General features: G+C 58.7%; 21 protein-coding genes and 3 tRNA genes. 19 read left to right on the top strand and 5 right to left on the bottom strand.

Annotated elements, in window-relative coordinates; all coding sequences use genetic code 11:
• Window positions 1–9 precede the first annotated feature (9 nt).
• The 16 genes from V7Z56_RS14170 (at window position 10) to V7Z56_RS14100 (ending at window position 10,748) form a co-directional block, all read left to right on the top strand.
• Window positions 10–372: a phage tail tube protein gene (locus V7Z56_RS14170; RefSeq protein WP_334130166.1), complete on the top strand. Its 363-nt coding sequence runs from the start codon at window positions 10–12 to the stop codon at window positions 370–372.
• Window positions 369–668: a phage tail assembly protein gene (locus tag V7Z56_RS14165; protein WP_334130165.1), complete on the top strand. Its 300-nt coding sequence runs from the start codon at window positions 369–371 to the stop codon at window positions 666–668. The genes V7Z56_RS14170 and V7Z56_RS14165 overlap by 4 nt, the downstream gene beginning before the upstream one ends.
• A complete protein-coding gene (locus V7Z56_RS15730; protein WP_443023821.1) occupies window positions 626–820 on the top strand; it encodes a GpE family phage tail protein in 195 nt (64 codons plus the stop codon). Before V7Z56_RS14165 ends, V7Z56_RS15730 begins: the two co-directional genes overlap by 43 nt.
• Window positions 804–2,660 carry a phage tail tape measure protein gene (locus V7Z56_RS14160; RefSeq protein ID WP_334130164.1) on the top strand — a complete coding sequence of 619 codons (1,857 nt, stop codon included), beginning with the start codon at window positions 804–806 and terminating at the stop codon, window positions 2,658–2,660. The genes V7Z56_RS15730 and V7Z56_RS14160 overlap by 17 nt, the downstream gene beginning before the upstream one ends.
• Entirely contained in the window at window positions 2,661–3,827 is a 1,167-nt protein-coding gene (locus tag V7Z56_RS14155; RefSeq protein WP_334130163.1) for a DNA circularization protein, read from the top strand. It abuts the gene before it with no gap.
• Entirely contained in the window at window positions 3,824–4,903 is a 1,080-nt protein-coding gene (locus V7Z56_RS14150; RefSeq protein ID WP_334130162.1) for a phage baseplate assembly protein, read from the top strand. The genes V7Z56_RS14155 and V7Z56_RS14150 overlap by 4 nt, the downstream gene beginning before the upstream one ends.
• A gap of 13 nt (window positions 4,904–4,916) precedes the next feature.
• Window positions 4,917–5,423, top strand: coding sequence for a phage baseplate assembly protein V (locus V7Z56_RS14145; protein WP_334130161.1), 507 nt, complete (start codon window positions 4,917–4,919; stop codon window positions 5,421–5,423).
• A 343-nt stretch (window positions 5,424–5,766) separates the two neighbouring features.
• Complete coding sequence (locus tag V7Z56_RS14140; protein WP_334130159.1) at window positions 5,767–6,225, top strand: phage GP46 family protein; 459 nt, start codon at window positions 5,767–5,769, stop codon at window positions 6,223–6,225.
• Entirely contained in the window at window positions 6,179–7,294 is a 1,116-nt protein-coding gene (locus V7Z56_RS14135; protein WP_334130158.1) for a baseplate J/gp47 family protein, read from the top strand. Before V7Z56_RS14140 ends, V7Z56_RS14135 begins: the two co-directional genes overlap by 47 nt.
• Entirely contained in the window at window positions 7,291–7,899 is a 609-nt protein-coding gene (locus V7Z56_RS14130) for a YmfQ family protein (protein ID WP_334130157.1), read from the top strand. Before V7Z56_RS14135 ends, V7Z56_RS14130 begins: the two co-directional genes overlap by 4 nt.
• Complete coding sequence (locus V7Z56_RS14125; RefSeq protein WP_334130156.1) at window positions 7,899–8,477, top strand: hypothetical protein; 579 nt, start codon at window positions 7,899–7,901, stop codon at window positions 8,475–8,477. The genes V7Z56_RS14130 and V7Z56_RS14125 overlap by 1 nt, the downstream gene beginning before the upstream one ends.
• Before the next feature lie 13 nt (window positions 8,478–8,490).
• The gene (locus tag V7Z56_RS14120) at window positions 8,491–9,159 is read left to right on the top strand and encodes a hypothetical protein (RefSeq protein WP_334130155.1); all 669 of its coding nucleotides are present in this window, start codon (window positions 8,491–8,493) and stop codon (window positions 9,157–9,159) included.
• 1 nt (window position 9,160) lies between these two features.
• The gene (locus tag V7Z56_RS14115; protein WP_334130154.1) at window positions 9,161–9,367 is read left to right on the top strand and encodes a hypothetical protein; all 207 of its coding nucleotides are present in this window, start codon (window positions 9,161–9,163) and stop codon (window positions 9,365–9,367) included.
• Window positions 9,364–9,672, top strand: coding sequence for a phage holin family protein (locus tag V7Z56_RS14110; protein ID WP_334130153.1), 309 nt, complete (start codon window positions 9,364–9,366; stop codon window positions 9,670–9,672). The genes V7Z56_RS14115 and V7Z56_RS14110 overlap by 4 nt, the downstream gene beginning before the upstream one ends.
• An 11-nt stretch (window positions 9,673–9,683) precedes the next feature.
• Window positions 9,684–10,349 carry a cell wall hydrolase gene (locus tag V7Z56_RS14105; RefSeq protein ID WP_334130152.1) on the top strand — a complete coding sequence of 222 codons (666 nt, stop codon included), beginning with the start codon at window positions 9,684–9,686 and terminating at the stop codon, window positions 10,347–10,349.
• 141 nt (window positions 10,350–10,490) lie between these two features.
• Window positions 10,491–10,748: a hypothetical protein gene (locus V7Z56_RS14100; protein WP_334130151.1), complete on the top strand. Its 258-nt coding sequence runs from the start codon at window positions 10,491–10,493 to the stop codon at window positions 10,746–10,748.
• A 141-nt stretch (window positions 10,749–10,889) separates the two neighbouring features.
• On the opposite strand, the gene V7Z56_RS14095 is transcribed toward V7Z56_RS14100, so the two are convergent.
• From V7Z56_RS14095 to V7Z56_RS14085, 3 genes are all read right to left on the bottom strand, one after another.
• On the bottom strand, window positions 10,890–13,424 hold the full coding sequence (locus V7Z56_RS14095; protein ID WP_334130150.1) for a S8 family peptidase: 2,535 nt from the start codon (window positions 13,422–13,424) through the stop codon (window positions 10,890–10,892).
• A gap of 51 nt (window positions 13,425–13,475) precedes the next feature.
• Window positions 13,476–14,486, bottom strand: a complete 1,011-nt coding sequence (locus V7Z56_RS14090) for an AAA family ATPase (RefSeq protein WP_334130149.1) — start codon at window positions 14,484–14,486, stop codon at window positions 13,476–13,478.
• Window positions 14,487–14,909: 423 nt separating this feature from the next.
• Complete coding sequence (locus V7Z56_RS14085; protein ID WP_334130148.1) at window positions 14,910–16,109, bottom strand: Y-family DNA polymerase; 1,200 nt, start codon at window positions 16,107–16,109, stop codon at window positions 14,910–14,912.
• On the opposite strand from V7Z56_RS14085, the gene V7Z56_RS14080 reads away from it, so the two are divergent.
• Window positions 16,108–16,500 carry a hypothetical protein gene (locus V7Z56_RS14080; protein WP_334130147.1) on the top strand — a complete coding sequence of 131 codons (393 nt, stop codon included), beginning with the start codon at window positions 16,108–16,110 and terminating at the stop codon, window positions 16,498–16,500. The two genes, V7Z56_RS14085 and V7Z56_RS14080, sit on opposite strands and share 2 nt — an antisense overlap.
• Before the next feature lie 212 nt (window positions 16,501–16,712).
• Here the strand turns inward: V7Z56_RS14080 and V7Z56_RS14075 are convergent.
• Window positions 16,713–16,788 (bottom strand) — tRNA-Thr (locus V7Z56_RS14075).
• A 106-nt stretch (window positions 16,789–16,894) separates the two neighbouring features.
• The gene (gene rlmB, locus V7Z56_RS14070; protein ID WP_334130146.1) at window positions 16,895–17,698 is read right to left on the bottom strand and encodes a 23S rRNA (guanosine(2251)-2'-O)-methyltransferase RlmB; all 804 of its coding nucleotides are present in this window, start codon (window positions 17,696–17,698) and stop codon (window positions 16,895–16,897) included.
• Between the two features lie 198 nt (window positions 17,699–17,896).
• On the opposite strand from rlmB, the gene V7Z56_RS14065 reads away from it, so the two are divergent.
• Window positions 17,897–17,981: transfer RNA gene (locus V7Z56_RS14065), tRNA-Tyr, on the top strand.
• Window positions 17,982–18,033: 52 nt separating this feature from the next.
• Window positions 18,034–18,107, top strand: a tRNA-Gly gene (locus V7Z56_RS14060).
• Window positions 18,108–18,266 lie beyond the last annotated feature (159 nt).

The raw sequence follows: 18,266 nt of genomic DNA, 5'->3' as shown, positions 1-18,266 counted from the left end.
GAGAGATCGATGGCTAAAACGCCAATTGCCGGGACCGTGTATTTCAAGGTCGACGGGAAGCAGTACACCATCGCAGGTGAGTTGACTGCCCAGATGGACAACGTCGAGCGGGAAGGCGTCGCCGGGCTTTCCGGTGTCGCAGGTTTCAACGAGAAACCAATCGTTCCTTATATCGAATTCGACTGCTACCAGACGAGCGACACTGACATGGACACAATGGCGTCGGTTGTCGATGCGACCGTGACGGCAGAGTTCGTAAACGGCAAAACCGCCATCCTTAGCAACGCTTGGTTTTGCGGCCCTCGAGAGGTCAAAGGCAGCAATGGCGAGTTTACTGCGCGGTTTGAAGGGAAGAAAGGCATCTGGGAATGAGCGAGTTTAAAATCGAAAAGCTGAAAAGGCCGATCGAGGCTCACGGCAAGACGCTCACCTCTCTCACACTGCGCGAGCCCGAGGGCGGCGACGTTATGGACCTTGGCGCGCCGATGTCGATCGAGACGGGGGGTGGAACGGTCAAGATGCGCCCGGACCTCGGCGTTGTCGGTGCCTATATTTCGCGGCTCGCTGATATCCCGCCTTCCTCGGTGCGCAAGCTCCATCCGGTCGATCTTAGCAAGGCCGCGGGGTGGTTGAACGGTTTTTTCGAGGGATCGGATCCGGAGACATAGGCGATATCATCGCTGGCGTAGCCTATGTTTTCCATTTCTCCGCGTCCGACATGGAGCGGATGACACTACGGCGGCTCGCCTTTTGGTGGGAAAAGGCGCGGCAGATCAAGAATGCTGAAAGGGATGCGCTAAAAAGTGGCTCAGAAGTATAGCATCTATGCGATCTTCCGCATGCAGGATCAGATATCGCCCGGCATCGGTCGTCTCGCCGCCAATATGAAGCATTTCGGGAAAGCGGCTGAATCCGCTGGCCGCGCAATGTCAATGCGCGTCACCGCCCCGATCGCGCTCGCCGGCGGCGCCATTTTGAAAACGGCAGTCGGCTTTGAAGCTGGCATGAACAAGGTTCAGGCCCGCACCGGCGAGACCGGCGAAATGCTGGATAAATTGCGAGCTCAGGCCGAGAAGCTGGGCGCGGAAACCGTGTTCTCCGCTTCAGACGCGGCCGAAGGCATGGCGTTCCTTGCAATGGCCGGATGGGACGCTCAGTCAATTCTTGCTGGTATGCCCGGACTGCTTGATCTCGCCGCATCAAGCGAAACAGAGCTCGGTCGAGCGGCGGATATCGCATCAAATATTATGGGCGCATTCAATATCGAAGCCGCTGAAGCCGGTCGCGTGGCCGACGTTCTCGCGGCCGCGACGGCGAGCGCCAACGTCGATATGGAGATGATGGCGGAGTCGTTCAAACACGCCGGTCCAATCGCGCGCGGGTTCGGGATGTCGCTGGAGCAGACCGCTGCGGCGGTTGGTTTGCTCGGCAATGTCGGCATCCAAGGAACCCAAGCCGGCACGGCGTTGAAAAACATGATGCTGCAAATGGTCAATCCGGCAACAGATGCGTCAAAGATGCTTGAGACTCTGGGTGTGAAAACGCTGGACGCACAGAATAATGTGCGCCCCTTCGCTGAAATTTTGGAAGAATTCGGCGACGCCATCAAGGGACTAGGAGCCGGGCATCAGCTCAAGGCTGTTGAAATGCTGTTTGGTAAAATTCCGATGGCCGGCGCAATGGAGCTCATAAATCAGGCGAAGTCCGGACGCCTGCAGGAATACGCTCGGCAACTTCAAGACGTCGAGGGGAGGGCTCGTACAATGGCGGAGATCATGCAGCAGGGCGCTCCGGGCGCCGTCGAGAGATTTTCCAGCGCGATGGAGGGGGTGTTCCTGAAAATTGCCAACAGTGGGCTTCTCGACTGGTTCACGGAGTTTATGCAGAAGGCGACCGAGCTTATGGACTGGATGTCGGGGATCAGCCCCGCAGTCCTCAAGTTCGCCTCTGTCACGGCCATGCTTTTGGCGGCCATAGGGCCAATACTGCTGATCGTCGGCGCGATGTCGAGCGGCATTGGCGCTCTGATTGGTATGTTCGGATGGGTCGGCGTGGCACTAAAAGCCCTCACCGGGATTGTCGTCGCAGCTATCCCAATAATTGCCGGTCTGTTCAAGGCGCTGTTTGTATTTGTGGCAGCTAACCCCATTGTTCTCGCGATCGCTGCTATAGGCGCGGCCATCGCTGCAGCGGCCTATGTGATCTATGATAATTGGGACAACATCACGTCCTATTTCAGCGAAAAATGGGCAGCGGTAAGGGACGGGTTTAAGTCGGGATTTATCGACGGTATCACCGCGCTGCTGACGAACTTTAATCCATTCTCTCTGATCTTCGACGCATGGGACGGGCTGATCCAGTACATCACGGGCTTTGATCTCGGTGCCTATCTCAGTCGGCAAGTTTCCTCTATGGCCAGCGCGTTACCCAAATGGTTGCGGGATATGGTCGGCATTGGAGGCGAGGGGGAGCGGACGGAACCGGCGCCTGTATCCAGTTCCGTCCGTGACACCATAACGGCCGGCAGCCGGGCCTACGGGGCGCATCATCGCCTCGACGTCAACCTCAACGGCGTGCCGCGCGGGACGCGGATATCGAACGAGCAGAAGGGCTCTGGCCTCGATTACAATGTCGGCGTTGGCTACGCTTGGGGGCCGTAAATGGCGGGATGGCGCGATAATCTTCTGCCAGCGGACTTTCGCGGCATTGTTTTTGATATCACGGAGCATGACTTTAGCGGTGGCCGGCGTGGGCAGCTGAATGAATACGCCAATCGCGATCGGCCGTTCTTTGACGATACCGGGCGAAAGGCGCGGAGCTTCCGAATTTCGGGATTTGTAATTGGCGACGACTATGCTGCCCGCCGTGACCGTCTTATCGATGCGCTTGAGAAGCGAGGGCCCGGCACACTTACGCACCCATACCTCGGACGTATGCAGGTCGTTTGTCAGGATTTCAGCCTCCACGAAAGCAACAGTAAGGGCCGCATGGCTGAGTTCTCCATGTCTTTTGTGGAGGCTGGCGAACTCGAATATCCGACGACTGCACTAGATGATGTGGCTGCCGCGCAATCAAGCGCGGATGGGCTGGCAGCGGCCGCGCAGGTATCGTTCGAACGCGACTATGACGTGGCCGGCCGGCCGGGCTTTGTTTCAGAGAGCGTCATCGATACGATCTCTCAGATACTTGATCTGATCGAGGAGAGTCGTTCCTTTGGTGACATTCAGAGCATCCGCGACGAAATCATGCTCAACGCGCCCCAAAATGTGAAAGACGCAACCTTCCTTTTCGATCGGATATCAAACCTGATGCGAGACCTGGGCGCCGGCGGATATCGCTCTTCTCTGGCAGATGTTGCAAGTTTCGCCCCGGACATTGGGTCTATTCCCCGGACCACGTCAACGCGCGCGGCAGAGATCGCTAGCGTCCAGGCGCTGGGAAGTCTTGCGCGAAACCTTGCGTTTGCCGAGCATGGGAAAATTGTTGCCGCGGCGGATTACACCAGTTTTCAAGAGGCGAGCGCAGCCGCAACCGACTATGTTGCGATGGTGGACCAAGAGATACTTACCGGTCCTGCTCAGTGGGACGATAGGCTGTACAATGCGCTGAGTTCGATGAGCGAAACAGTCCTCGCGTCCGTCAATGAGAGGGCGCGGGATCTCGCCCGTGTCATGACGACGTCGTTTCTTGACAGCAAGCCCGCGCTCGTTCTCGCGCACGAACTCTGGGGCGATGCGAGTAGAGATCAGGAGATCGTCGATCGTAATAAGATCGAGCACCCGTCGTTTCTCCCGCCGAACACGCAGCTGGAAATTCTAAGCTCATGAATATCGCCCTAAAGGTCAACGGTCGCGAACTTAGCGGATGGCTATCAGCTTCCGTCACGCGCGGCATTGAGCGGGCGGCTGGGGATTTCCGGCTCTCCATCTCGGAGCGCTGGCCGGGCTCCGACGATCCCGACATAAAAATCGGCGATGTCTGCCAAGTGACTGTCGGGAAAGAGAAGGTGCTCACCGGATATGTGTCAACAACGCGGATTGAGTATGACAGCGAGACCAAATCGATCATTGTTGAAGGCAAGTCGCGAGTGGCCGATATCGTGCGGTGTTCTGTTCTCGACGCCAAGCCGTATAATGAGCGAAAGATTGAAGACATCGTGCGGGAACTGGTGGCGCCGTTCGGAATTTCTGTCCGCGCTGATGTCGATACCGGTAAGCCGATCACGCTTAAGCCGCGTCAAGGAGATACGGTATTCGGTGCGATCAGCGACGCGGTAAACATGAGGGGGCTGCTCGCCTATGACGATGCTGCGGGCAATCTGGTGTTGGGTCGGGTAGGTGCGCTAACGGCGGATCAATCACTGGTCCAGCGCGGCAATGCGACGAACGTCGCATCCGGCAGTGTGGTTCAAACAGACGAAGATCGGTTCAGCCTCTACAAGGTGGTCGGTCAGGATGTGGGCACCGATTTTAATACCGCTGAAGACTCGGCCGGCCCGTCGGCCACGATCGAAGATCCAAATATCCGGCGATATCTCCCGCTCGTCGTCATGGCTGAAAAAGCCGCCGACAAGGCGTTTTGCCGAGAGCGGGCGATCTGGGAGCGGGCGCGCCGCATAGGAAGCTCAATCCCCTTGCAGTACGACGTCAACGGGTGGCGGCAAATTTCGGGCGCGCTCTGGCAGCCAAATATGCTGGTTTCAATCGACGACGAGATCGGGAAGATTTCGGGGCGATTTGTCGTTTCGGAGGTTACTTGGTCGTATGGTCCAGCGGGGGAAATTACCACTCTTTCCTGCCTGCCTCCCGAAGCCTTCGCCACCGAGCCGACCGTGCCAGATACCGCCGACTCATCCGGATTTTGGCAGGCAATTCAGGGGGCTGCGAAGAATGCGACGAGGTAGTTTTGAGCGTGCCGTGGCGGAGCTGCTGAGGCCTGTAAAGAGCAGACTCGCCAATATCCTTGCGAGGGGATATGTGACGCTGGTCGACGACAGGCTGAAAACTCAAGGCTTGCAAATCAGCCTTATGCATGGCGAGCCGGCCGAGGCGGTGGAGCATTTCCAACCATACGGGTTCACCTACAAGCCGCATCCGGGCGCGGAGGTGCTGGCGGTCTTTGTAAGCGGGGATCGCGGGCATGGTATCGCGCTCGGTGTCGGCGACAAACGGTACCGTATTCGGCCCTTGGTCGACGGTGAAGTCGCGATTTATACCGACGAGGACGGCAACGAAGGGAAACACCGGATCCACCTCAAGCGAGGGCGTGTGATATCGATTAAATGCGATGTCCTCAACATCGACGCGGATACCGCGATCAACATCAACTCACACTCCATTACGCTGACGGCCGAGGGCACACTGACTGAGACCAGCAGCGAGCACCGGATCAGCACCGGCGATTACGAAGCGAGCCAGAAGTGATGCCGGGTGTGGCTGTGCAAAAACTTGATTCCGCAGGAGGAGTTCATCTCGGCGAAAACAACCCTGCCTTCCGGCTCGACGGCGCCAACATCGTCACGGTCGGCGATCGTGTGGCGAGTCACGGCGACGCGCCGCACTCACCTTCGCCCGCGATGGTTGAGGGAGAGGCGTGGTATCGGATCAGTGGGCAGCCCGTTTGCCGCGCGGGCAATATAGCCGCCTGCGGCCATGCGACAACGGGCCGAGACTGGTTCCGAATTTCTCCGCTTTAATATACAAAAAATAGCAAGCATTTAGCTTTTATTTGCCGCACAAATGCCGTATATCGCCGCTTATGCGGCAAATGGCGTTGAATTGGAGTGGGGGAACCTTTTTTGCCGATCTGGCCCATGAGAATGGCAACCTGATCGGCGGCAGCGATTTGCGCACTGATCTCATCATTTCACTTTTTACGTGGGCGCGAGCGAGCGAGGACGACGTTCTGCCGGACGGTACGACTGATCGCATGGGCTGGTGGGGAGACAGCTTTTCCGCGATTGCTGGCGCGAATACCGGATCTCGGCTCTGGCTCCTGCGCCGAGAAAAGAACACGGCGGAAACGCGCAAACGCGCCGCGGATTATTGCCGAGAGGCGACAAGGCATCTTATCGACGACGGCGTCGCCTCGGATATCGTTATCGATGTCGAGCGGGTCGGCCTCGACGGGGTCGTGATCAAGGTGGCTGTTGTGTATATCGACGGCGGACAGGAAAGCTTTGTTTTCGATTATGCGTGGGAGGCAGAGCTTGGCCGGGTCAACTAACTACAATCGTCCGCCGCTGCAGTCCTTGATCGATCGGGCAATCCGCGATTTTAATGCGGCCCTTGGAACCGCGCAGGCGTCTCTCCGCTACACGGTCGAGAACGTGATGGCCCGAATAATTTCCGGGCAAACACATGGCCTTTATGGCTACCTCGATTTCATTTCGCGGCAGGCGTTCGTCGGTACTGCGGAAACTGATTCTCTTGAAAATTGGGGGCGGGTCTGGGGCGTCACGCGCAAAGCCGCAACGAAGGCTGCCGGGACAGTTGAATTTATCGGCGCGGATGGCGCTGTCATCCCCGCGGGCACACAGGTGCAGCGTTCCGACGGCGCGACCTATGTCGTGACCGAAGGCGCGGAAATATCTGCGGGCGCGGCGGAGCTGCCAGTCGTGGCGTCGGACTATGGCAAAAGGTTCAATGCCGGGGCGGCAATCTCTATGTCGCTGGTATCGACAGTTGCGGGTGTTTTTACTCAATGCAAGACCGGCTCGCAAGGGATTGCAGGTGGCGCCGATATCGAGACGGACGACGATTTTCGCAGCCGGATCGAAGAGAGAATTCAAGCGCCGCCACACGGCGGAGCGTCGCAAGATTATCGCGCCTGGGCTCTCGATTTTCCCGGCGTCACGCGGGCATGGGTATTCCCGCAGGAGATGGGCCTCGGCACGGTTACTGTGCGGTTTATGATGGATGATACCTACCCAGATGGCATTCCGCTCCCCGCTGATGAGGCGGCGCTTAAGGCGCACATTGATGGCCCTTACCGCCGACCAGTAACGGCCGAAGTCTATTGCGTCGCGCCGATCCCTATCCCGCTCGACATCACCATCAAAGATCTTTCGCCTGCGACAGCTGAGGTCAAAGCGGCGGTGGAGGCCGAACTCGCCGATATGATCTTACGAAATCAGGAACCGGGAAAAACTGTTGCCGTCTCCAAAATCTGGGAGGCGGTCTCGATCGCGAGCGGAGAGAGTTCGCATCAGATCGTGTCGCCAGGTGACAACTTCTTCCTCGGAACGGGCGAGATCCCGGTGCTTGGTGAGATCACTTATTCGGTGTCGTCATGAGGGAAGCTAACGCCAAGGACTATGCGCGCCAGATCAGGGCTTTGCTGCCGCCTGGTCCGGCATGGTTGGCCGAATCCGGATCAAAGCTCTACGCGATCGTGAGCGCGACGGCAAAACAATTCGCGGCGGTTCATGAGGATGCGAACAAACTCGTCTCAGAGGTCAACCCGCTGTTCAGTTTCGACCTGCTGCCGGATTGGGAGAAAATGTGCGGCCTACCTGACACATGCACAGGCAGCAATACCACGCTTCAGGAGCGCCGTAACGCGGTTCTCGAAAAGCTGAATCGGCGTGGGGGGCAGAGCATTGCCTACTACCGCGACCTGGCGGCGGGCATCGGATATCACGACCTCGAGATCGAAGAATTCCGGCCAAGCATTTGCGGCGAAGCGAGCTGCGGAGAAGACCTCGGCGGGCAGCCGGATGTTGTTTTTTACTGGCGTGTCGCGGTCCCCGATCCGCGGACGACGTTCGCGCGGTGCGGTGAGAGTGTCTGCGGCGATTATTTCGGCAAGATCACGCGCGCCGAAGACCTCGAGTGCACTCTCAACCGGCTCAAGCCGTCTCACACCACCTTGATTTTTGCTTACGAAGGGAGCGCATAATGGAGTACATCCCTCCGCCAAACGGCAACCAGGACGATCCGGACCGTCCGTGGGTTGATGCCAACCCTACGACGGGCATCGAGGGCAGCCGAATTGTCGCGAAGTTTTTTAACGTCATCCAGGCGGAAATTCTCAACGCGCTCACCGCTATGGGGATTATTCCGCAAGACGGCCAAAATAATCAGCTTGCTCAGGCGATCCAGAAGGGGCGGGCGATGGACATCGCCTTTCTTGCCGGCGTGTCGTCCGATGGCTCTGGTCAAGATTTGGCTGTCCAGGAATATGGCCGAGTTGTCCTTGCTCGGGCGATCCGGATCGACGGCTTTTTCGCCCATGCCGCAGTCGCGCCGACCGGTGCGGCGGCCATCCTCGACATCGAAAAAAACGGTGCATCAATATTTGGCACAAAGCCGCGCATTGCCGCCACTGACAACACACATACAGCTGGCACATTCGCGGGCGGCGCGGCCTATGTCGACGCGGCGGCCGGCGACGTGCTCGTGTTCAAGGTGACACAGATCGGCAGCACGATTGCCGGTCAAAAACTGACCGCGACGATCCGGGCGAGCGGGATTTAAAGGGGGAATTGGGATGGCGCTTTACATGAAAATCAGTTCGGGGGAAGCGATCGGCGGACCGGTGCCGCGACCGTCCGTTATCCCGTACACGGATCCCGGTACCGGCGAGGTGACGACGATCCGGACGTCCGGCCTCGACGACGCCGCCTTGCTGGCGCTTGCCGACTTTGCGCGGGTCGATCCGGAGTTTTCACTGTCTCCGTTCGAGTCGTATGTGCCTGGCGGCAGTTTTGATGCCGAAACTGGGCTCGCCACACCCAACAAAAGCACGCTCTCGATCAGCGCGGCGCAGGCGCAGGCGGTGTCGAAAGTAAGGGCAATTGCCGACTCGGTCAGGGCACAAATTGCTGAGGCAGGGCCCTATGAAATCGCCGCTTGGCCCGTGAAGGCAGAGCGGGCGCGACGCTATCTTGCGGGCGTTTCCTCGCCGGAAGACGAGGCGATTATCGCTGCGGAGGCGACCGCGCGCGGCCTCGGTGAGACTATCGCCGCTCTCGCGGCCATACAGCAGTCGAAGGCGCTGGCGCTGGCGACCGTTGTTTCGGTGATCGATGGAATGGTCAAGGCGGCAGAGGACGCGGTTGCGGCTGCCGCCGATCCGGCCGCGGCGTTTTCAATTTCAGGCGCTTTCGGTGGTGAGCTTTCCTCCGCCCTAAACAGCCTGCTGGGCGGGGAGGAGTAATGTGGGGCAGTATTTTTTCAGTCTGTTCGTTTCGCTGAGCCAGTTTGCGAACACTATTCTTGCCGGCGATCCGGACGAGACGATTTCTTCTCGGGCAGGAAAGGCCAAGCGCGAGGGGCGCGTTTGGGGATGCCTACTCTGTCGCTTCCTTGATCTTTTTGATCGAAAGCACTGCGAAAAGAGCATCGAGGAGGACGAAGGGAAATGATGGATAAATATATCCCGCCGGAGCTTGTCCAGTCGATCCTTTCCGCCCTCTCGACGATCAGCGCCGCCCTGATCGGTCGCCTTGTCTGGCACACGCAGCAGGCGCAAAGAGATCGTCGCAAATTCTTCTCCCTACATCTTATTTTTGAGCTACCGATCGCCCTCGGGATCGCCTTTTTCGCCGATGGCGTCGCGGCTCATTTTGAGCTCAGCGGCAAGGTAGCATTCGCCACGATTGTTGCAATTTCGTATATGGGGCCGCGCGGTATTGAGGCCCTTTTGATGCTGGCGCTCAAGCGGAAATAGAGGGGGATCACATGGATCATATCGATATCATGGCGCGGACCATCTACGGGGAGGCGGGCGCCCAAAGTGAGAAGAGCGCCGTCGCGGTCGCAAATGTCATCATGAACCGGGTCCGCTTGCCAAACTGGCCGAACGATATCGCGGGTGTATGCCTGCAGCCTTGGCAGTTCAGCTGCTGGAACACTACTGCGAAAAATACTAACCGAGCGCGGATCATTGCGGCGGATGGGCGAGACAAGTGGTTCCGGCGCTGCCGCGAGATTGCTGCGGAAGTCGCGAAAGAGCCGGGTGGGCCGAGGTTTGACCCGACAAAGCGGGCAACCCACTATCATACGCACGACGTTAAGCCGATGCCGGAGTGGGGTCTGAAGCGGGCATCGTGTTACAACGATGGCTTTCATTACTTCTACAACGATGTCGACACTGACCCGCCCGCGGACTCTTATGAGGCGCTTGAGCAGCATCGCCCGATCGGCAAGACCCGCACCGTGCGAAGCGGAAAACTGGCCGTTGCTGGCGTCGCGGGCAGTGGCGTGCTGATGGAGTTGCAAAGCCAGCTCGAGCCTTTGATCCCATATAGCGAATATCTCAAATATGTCTTCCTCGGCGTGGCGCTGATCTCCATTGGCGTGATGGTCTATGCGCGCGTCCAAGATCGCCGGGAGGGTCTGCGGTAATGGCGCGCCTCGGCGCGCTACTCGCGGGCGCCCTCGGTGGCATCTGGGGCTATGTCATCATCATTGCGGGCGGGGTGGCGGCAGTGCTCGCAATTCTCGCTGGCGCCCGTTCGGCAGGCCGGGATTCGGAGAGGGTGGAAAATGCAAGGAAAACTATCGAGACGATCAAGCGTCAGCGCCGCGCTGCAGCTAAAAGCCCTGCTGATCGTGCTGGCGTCTCTCGCAGGATGCGCGAAGGCGATTTCTGACGCCAGTGTATGTCCACCCATTGTGCAATACAGCCCTGAATTCCTCGCGAAGGCGGCGGACGCGCTTGACGCGCTGCCGCCTGGCTCCCCGCTCGAGCGGCTGATCATCGAATACGGCCGGGAGCGGGATCAGTTGCGAGAGTGTCAATAAAAAAAGCGACCTCCCGAGAGAGGCCGACGATCTATTAATATCAGTAGTGGATCGCTGATCGCAGTGGCTTAGAAGCCGCGCATGAATTCAAGAACTATTTACGTAAGCCGAAACAAAGTTGGAGGTGCTCGCTTTGTCGGGTCAAACCTCAATATCTTTGGCTTCCACCTGCGTTGTGATTTCGGAATGAAGGTCGACACTTTGGCCTGGGGCCGAAATCGAAATAACTAGCGCATACCGCGCTTTGTCGGTAACACGCTTCTGACCGACGTGTGATTTCCACCATCCTCCGACCGGATAAATAGCGATGGCGTCATGCCCCGCCAGATCGATTGCCCGGCCTCGCCAAAGGTCGCAATGCAGGGAGCCGGCCTGGATCGCCTTTGGCCCCAGCAACCAGTAACTGGTCTCGCTTTCCGTACCTGTGCCATCCTTTGCCTGACTTGCTGAAAGCCGGCTGCGGAAGCGGGCGTCGGTCTCGGTACGCTTCTTCATGTCGAAGCGCAGACCGAACGACCGATAGGTGTCTGGGCGCGTGGCTGCCTTGCCGGTCAAGTTAGGCTCGATGAAATAGGAGAGCGTGACCTTCATCGTGACGATTTCGTTTTCGAGCTGCTCCAATGCCGTTTTCGGCCAAGGCAGATCGTAGAAATGCATCTCGTTGAAAACACCCGTTCGCCCATCGGCACCGATGGCAAAGGGCTGAATTTCAGCTTGAGCGACCAGCGTGGTGTCATTGCGTGCCGACAGGATCGCGCGTTCGATGTCTGGCACGCCATATCCGAATTCGCGAAGGTGCCGCTGTTTCTCGGCTTTCGACCCGGTTTTCCAATGCGCGCCCCGATCAATGAACTTTTTGCGGATCGGCTCGGGCCAATGCGCCGAATCCACGGTAAGCGCGCGATGTGTTTCAGGCCAAAGATCGGGCCGGGCCGCTTGCAAGCGCCCGACGAAATGACCGGCCATCCCGGCGGCTGCGCTGGTCGCCCAGAACGGCACTAAAGGTTCGGCATCCACATCCGATCCTGTCGACAAAAGTGATACCGACGGGTCCCAGCCGCAGAAGCCGGCGGCGTCCGACATCATGTTGCCGGCCTCGAACAGCACCTCCGGCTTGATCGGCGTTAGGTCATCGGGAAGCGATTGCGAGCCGCGGCTGAACGGGCTGCGATGATTCGCCGGTACGGCGGCCTGCAGTATGGGCGGCGGTGCTGGCGGCTGTTCCTTCCGGGTAAAGCCGCCGATACTAAGGGCGTTCCAGCTCTGCGATGGGTCCTCCAACGGCTGCGACGGCAGGACGTTCACTGCCATCCCACCGGATACATTTCCGGTGGCTATGACCATCAAACGCTTGGGGTGCTCGACGGCAGGAACGTTCTCATCGACGTCACCGGGCATCGCTCCGGCGGCGATCTGATCAAGCGCACCGCTCCAAGTCGAGGGGCGACTTGGTGAAAAATCCGTTGCGGAGGTTGCGATACAAAAGCTGCGAAGCGCGTCCGGTTGTTCAATCTCGACCACGCTGACGGCGCCTTGCGTGACGACGCCGTAGCTGGGTGGCTTGGTCGGTGGGAACCCGTGTGGCGGCAACAACTTCATGGATTCCGCACCATGTGTCAGTGTGACCGGGTGCGCATCGTTCATCAGCGGTTCGAGATCGCCATAGAGAACGAGCCCGGCCAGTGGCGTGCCATGACCGCCGTTGGGCTCGTGGTCATCGACACCCCAGGTTGCATCATAAGCCCATGCGCCGCGAAGGCCGGGGGCGATCAATGGATGCGCGGCGGCCACACCCGTATCGAGCGTACAAACCACGGGAGCATCGGGCGATGGCGCCGTGACCCGCTGTGCCAGTTCGGCGACCCAATCATGCTGGCCGATCCCTGTCTCATCGCGATCGAGGAACGGCTCGATCGTTCCCGTTGCACGGCGAATTTCAGATATGGCGCCCGGCACTCGCATCGCGAACACTGCGACCGTTGCCGCAGTGCCATGGAGAAACAGGACGGTCGTGTCAGGGAAGATCAGGCGGTCGTCGTGAACGTCGAGATTTGCGTTGCGTGCAGCTTTGACCAGGCGATCCGCTAGAGCAATGGGCTGGCGGACCCATAGCTCCCACCACACGATGTCTGGGGCAGTCAGATCAATGTCGCCGGTGAACAGCGATGCAGTGTCGACCGCCCGGACTTCTTCAACCACCTCGAAGCGGTCGACATCAGGTCGTCGCCGGTTGCCAGGATCACGGCCATAATCACTAATCCGGCCCCGGAGAAATGTGCGTGCGTCGTCTGGAACGAAGAGCAAGGCGCTCTCGGTGCGGTCGTCATTCCGTTCCGAGCGAAGCACCACCACGTCTTGCGTGGGAAACTCCAAGGCCGTTGGAATTTTGACCGCCTTGGTTCGAGAATTCTCGGCAGGCGGTAATGTCGTGATCTCAACGATCGTGCCGGGTTTCAGGCCTTCGACGATCAGCCGAGGATCGTCAGCCGGTCGCGGCACATCGCCGAGAGCTGCTGAGAGTTGATTAAGAAGATAGGCAGCGTGCGCGGCATAGTCGTCGCGAAGCGGTCTGCGTTTCTGATTGCGTGATGGGAATCTGTAAGTTTCGGTTTCACGAAAGGCGTCGATGGGGATATGCGGACGGTCTCTCGTATCGAAATTATTTTGCTCCGCCATAAGTTCCTACTTGTTTATTCGTGTTCCAGCCTATCCCTTGGCGGAGCCTGCCTAACGCCTGGATTGGCGGCGGAATTTGCTCCTTAATGTCTGTCGGTTCTCCAACGCATCCTTGAGTGCCTCGGGCGAAACCTTTGACGTCCCCTCCAAAATAGCATCCTTAACGACCTCATCAGCTGCTCGAACCAATTCGCCCTGACTGAGACCGTCAAGCGCTGTTTCAAGCGTAGTCCATGCTTTAGCGGCGAACTTGAATTTGCCGAGGCGACGCTCAACAATAGCTCGAGCGGAGACGGTATCTGGTAGGGTGTACTCGACCACCTCATCGAAACGCCGTGCTAATGCTTCGTCCAAAATCTCGACATGATTTGTTGCTGCCAGCACGATGCTGTCGGTCGAATTCGGCTCCTCCATAAAGGCTAGGACCGAATTCAGTACACGACGGATTTCACCGACATCGTTCGGATCACCTCGCCGCGCGCCGATCGCATCGAATTCGTCGAGCAGATAGACGCCACGCGTCTGTGCGATCTGATCGAACAGAAGGCGCATCTTGCCCGCGGTCTCGCCGAAGAAACGGCTGAACAGGGCTTCAAGCCGCACGGTGAAGAGTGGCAAATGTAACTCACCTGCGAGAGCCGAGGCTGTCATCGTTTTACCCGTGCCGGGTGGTCCTACAAGCAACATATGAGTTGCCGGTATCTGTCCGTGCTCGCGTAGCGTTACGCGTTCCTGCTGCTGGCGAACAATCCGTCCAAGCCGCTTGGCGATGTCGTCCGACAGCACCATGCTCGACAGCGTGACTTTGGGATAAGTGCTCTCGACGAGACCCTGCAACTCGCCTCGTGGTCGAGCCAGTGGAATCGGCGTCTGCCCGCCCGCGGGCTTTCCGGTACGACGTTGGTCTCGCGCCTTTTGAACAAGCCGCTTGAGCTTCTCCGCCTCATCGGGTCTGCCAAGGCGGGATTCCTGTGCGGCGATCTGCAAAGCGATCGACAGGAGTTGGTCTTCATCTCCGTCGATATACGAGTTGAGGAGCGCGAGAATTTTCTTGGTAGACATGCCCGCCTCCTTTCTTCGATCCGGCCTCGCCGTACTGTTGTTTGCTCCAGATACCCGTAGGCACCCATCAGGTTCGCCGGAGTTTATCTTAGTAGGCCAAGAAAAGCCATCATTTCCTGTCGCCGACCGGCTTGCAAGCTTCCACCTGCCCCTTTCCTATATGAGGTTCATTTTGGAGAGGTGTGGAGGGCTATAGCGTAGACATAGTTCTCGGTTTCACCGTCTTCGGCCCGCCCCGCACTCCTGATAATCTGTCTCTGATCTCCTGTCGTACACGTAAGCTTAAAATAGACCCTTTTGGATGCGGATTGCGGCCTACTCTCTGCAACCGCCCCATATATGCTGCCAAGCATCCCACCATTTTGCCCAGCCGGACAATATGGTGGGGCTGTATGTGATAACGAGGAAGCCACACACATCATATCACTCCCTCTCAAAAAAGCCTGGGTGGTCCTGGTGTATGCCGTACCGGACCACGCGCTCGCCGAAGCGGCGGTTGATATGATCGATCACAGTCGCCAGTGCTTCAGGCCGGTTTGGCATGCCTGGCGAGAGCGGCCCAAACAAATCACCATTCCGCTGGATCAGCAGGATCACGTCGCCGAGGTGCACATTGATCGACATAACGTCCCCATTACAACGACGGCGCATCTCTCGCCACAGCCCTTCATAGAGCGACAACAAAAACCGCGTGTCCTGCGTCGCCGTGATTTTCTGTCCGCGTCCCCATCGGCCGCGCTCGACCAGCTGAACAGATAGTGAAAATTGCCGGGCGCAAAAGCCATCCCGGCGCATCCGCTCGGCGGCCTTCTCGACCAGCCAGCGGCCTACCAACTTTGCCTTGTGCGGAGGCCTATGCTGCGGCGCCAGCACTTTGCTGTTGCCGTATCCATTCCGCTCCGTCGGCTGGATTTTAATGTCCATCCCCTGCAGTGCTCTCACAAAGCGCTCACCCTCGACAGAGTTCCAGATCATGCGGGCATGACGCGGGTCCAGCCGGTAGAGGTCGGTCGTGTTGTAAATCCGCGCATCCCACAGCCGGTTGCGGATCCCGCGTGATATGCCGGGCAAATCATTTAGCTGCAGGTCGGCTATCGCTTTTGGCATATTCTCCGGCCCGAGCCATTGCAGGCCGTCCGGTTTTTCCAGCTTCCCCGCGATCTTGGCAAGCAGAGGGTTAGGTCCGATGCCGATGGAACAGCGCAGTTCACTGCCGACCCGCTCCCGGATCGCCACCTTGATCCGGCGCGCCAGATCGAAGGCCGCGTCAAGCTCCGACGTGGTACCTCCGAGCGCCACCTGAAATTCATCGATTGAGCGCACATATTTCAGTTCGGCAATCTCGTCTATCACTGCGGCGATCCGCTGGTTGAAGCGGACATAGAGCCGATGGCGGGACGGGCGGAAGATGATGCCAGGGCAAAGCTGCCGCGCCTCATAGATCCGGGTGCCGGTCGTCACGCCAAAGGCTTTCGCCTCGTAACTCGCAGCGACACAGGCTCCTGATTCGGTTTCGACGGCGGTGATCGCGACCGGCTTTCCGCGCAACCGGGGATCCATCTGCTGCTCCACGCTCGCGAAAAAGCCATTCATGTCAACGTAAAGGGTGCGCATCGGCGTCATGGCTGCAAAATCCATCTTGCAAAATGAAGACAAATGTTCCTTATTTGTTCTCATGGCTGAACGAAAAAATCAACTATCGAATGTCTCATTTGGCGGGGCCTGGTCGGAAGAGCTGGTCGACAGGGACCGTGTGCAATCGATCCTGCGCGTGATCGAACGCGCCGCACGGGACTGCGCATCGCGTGACGTGCGCGGAAGTCGTCTCGACCGGGCACTGGAAGAGGTCGAGCTGATGATCGAGAAGGGGCCGCAACTCGTTTCACGGCTCCGCAGGGCACTCGGCGAGCAGCATCCAATCTTGCGACAGCAGGAGGCGCAGCGTATCGCCCGCATGATACGTCGCGCGACGGGGCAGATGGAAGCCATGCCCGGCCGCGATAATAGTAATTGATCGAGCCACAGTCGCGAATCCAGATGATGGAATAACGAAAGCCTTAGTCAGAAGGCCCCTGACCTGACAAGACGCATGTCCACCAGCAGGCAAGCATGATTTCGGCGCGGGAGGGAAAAGTATCGCGTTGGTAGGAGCAGCGTTTGGCACCCCGTTTGGTACCCCGCTGCTCCTAATCCAAGCCTACAGGGGAGATAAGCCCTTGAGAAATATGGTGCCGCCACCAGGGATCGAACCCGGGACCTGATGATTACAAATCAACTGCTCTACCAGCTGAGCTATAGCGGCATAAGGCTGGGGGATAAATAGTCAGCTTCCCCGGTTTCGACAAGTAAAAAAAACGTGCCCGCGGGAAAGGCGACGACGCGGTGCGCTGTTCGCTCCGGCCGGCGGGTCAGCGCGCCAGCTCATAGAAGGCGATGGCCGCCGCGTTCGAGACATTGAGGCTCTCGATCGCCGGGCTGATCGGCAGTTTCGCCAGCAGGTCGCACTTCTCGGCCGTGAGATGGCGCAGCCCGCGGCCCTCGGAGCCGAGGATGAGGGCAATCTTCTGCAAGCCCTGCTTCGCGACGTCGAGCGTCTGCTCCGCCTTGCCGTCCATCCCGATTCGCCAATAGCCGCGTTCGGCGAGCTGATCGAGGGCGCGCGAGAGATTGCCGACGCGGATGACCGGGACAATCTCGACGGCGCCCGAGGCGGCGCGGGCCAGCACGCCCGTCATCGGCGGCGAATGGCGGTCCGGCACGATCAGGGCGTGGATGTTGAACGCCGCGGCCGAGCGCAGGATCGCGCCGACATTCTGCGGGTCGGTGACCTGATCGAGCACCGCGACAATGCTGCGCGCGTCCGTCTCCGGCCCCGGTAGATCCTCAATTGCCGGCTCCTCGAGCGGTGCGGCGAGAAGCGCGATGCCCTGATGGATGGCGCCGTCCGGCAGGAGGGCGGCGAGCGCGTCCTTTTCGAAAAACTCGGGCGCGATGCGCGAGCGGATATGATCCTTCAGATCATCGTCCAGGCTCTCGAACTTGGCGCGGCTGAGAACGAGGCGGCGGAGCTTTCGCGCCGGATTGGCGAGCGCCGCGAGAGTGGCATGATCGCCATAGAGCCAGCTTTCCTGCCCCGCGGCGCCCTTGCCGCCGCGCGCGGGCGCGCCGCCGCGCCGCTCCGGGCCGCCGGAGGGGGATCTTGTTTTCTTCAAACGCGGGGGGGCTGACTTGCTTCTTGACATGAGGATGCTTATATTGCGCTTCACAGGCTGCAACAAGCCGGCATTTCTTTGCGCGCCGAAAAAATTTGCTGGGATCATCAAAAAAACTTTCTTTTTTCAGTTGACTTTATGCGTGAATTTTCGATAGTGCCGGTCACCTTTGGCGGATGCCGGGGGTGATGCATGTGCGGAGGGATGCCTGAGTGGTTAAAAGGGACGGACTGTAAATCCGTTGGCACTGCCTACGTTGGTTCAAATCCAACTCCCTCCACCACCTGCATGACGGAAGAGATGTCGCGGAGCTGGCATCGACGATGCGAAACAAGGCGGGTGTAGCTCAATGGTAGAGCAGCAGCCTTCCAAGCTGAATACGAGGGTTCGATTCCCTTCACCCGCTCCAAGCGCTGACCGGCGCTTTAAAATAACCCGGTCAAGAAATTTTGATACCGGAACCAGAGACTATCCGGTGTTTTGGGCTGAGTAACTTTTGCTTCGGGACGACGGAAAATGGCCAAAGAGAAATTTGATCGCAGTAAACCGCATGTAAACATTGGCACCA

It is taken from the genome of Sneathiella sp. (assembly GCF_036844445.1).
Lineage (GTDB): Bacteria > Pseudomonadota > Alphaproteobacteria > Sneathiellales > Sneathiellaceae > Sneathiella.
The sequence above is the reverse complement of the archived record's forward strand: the minus strand, read 5'-3'. Positions and strand labels throughout refer to the sequence as shown.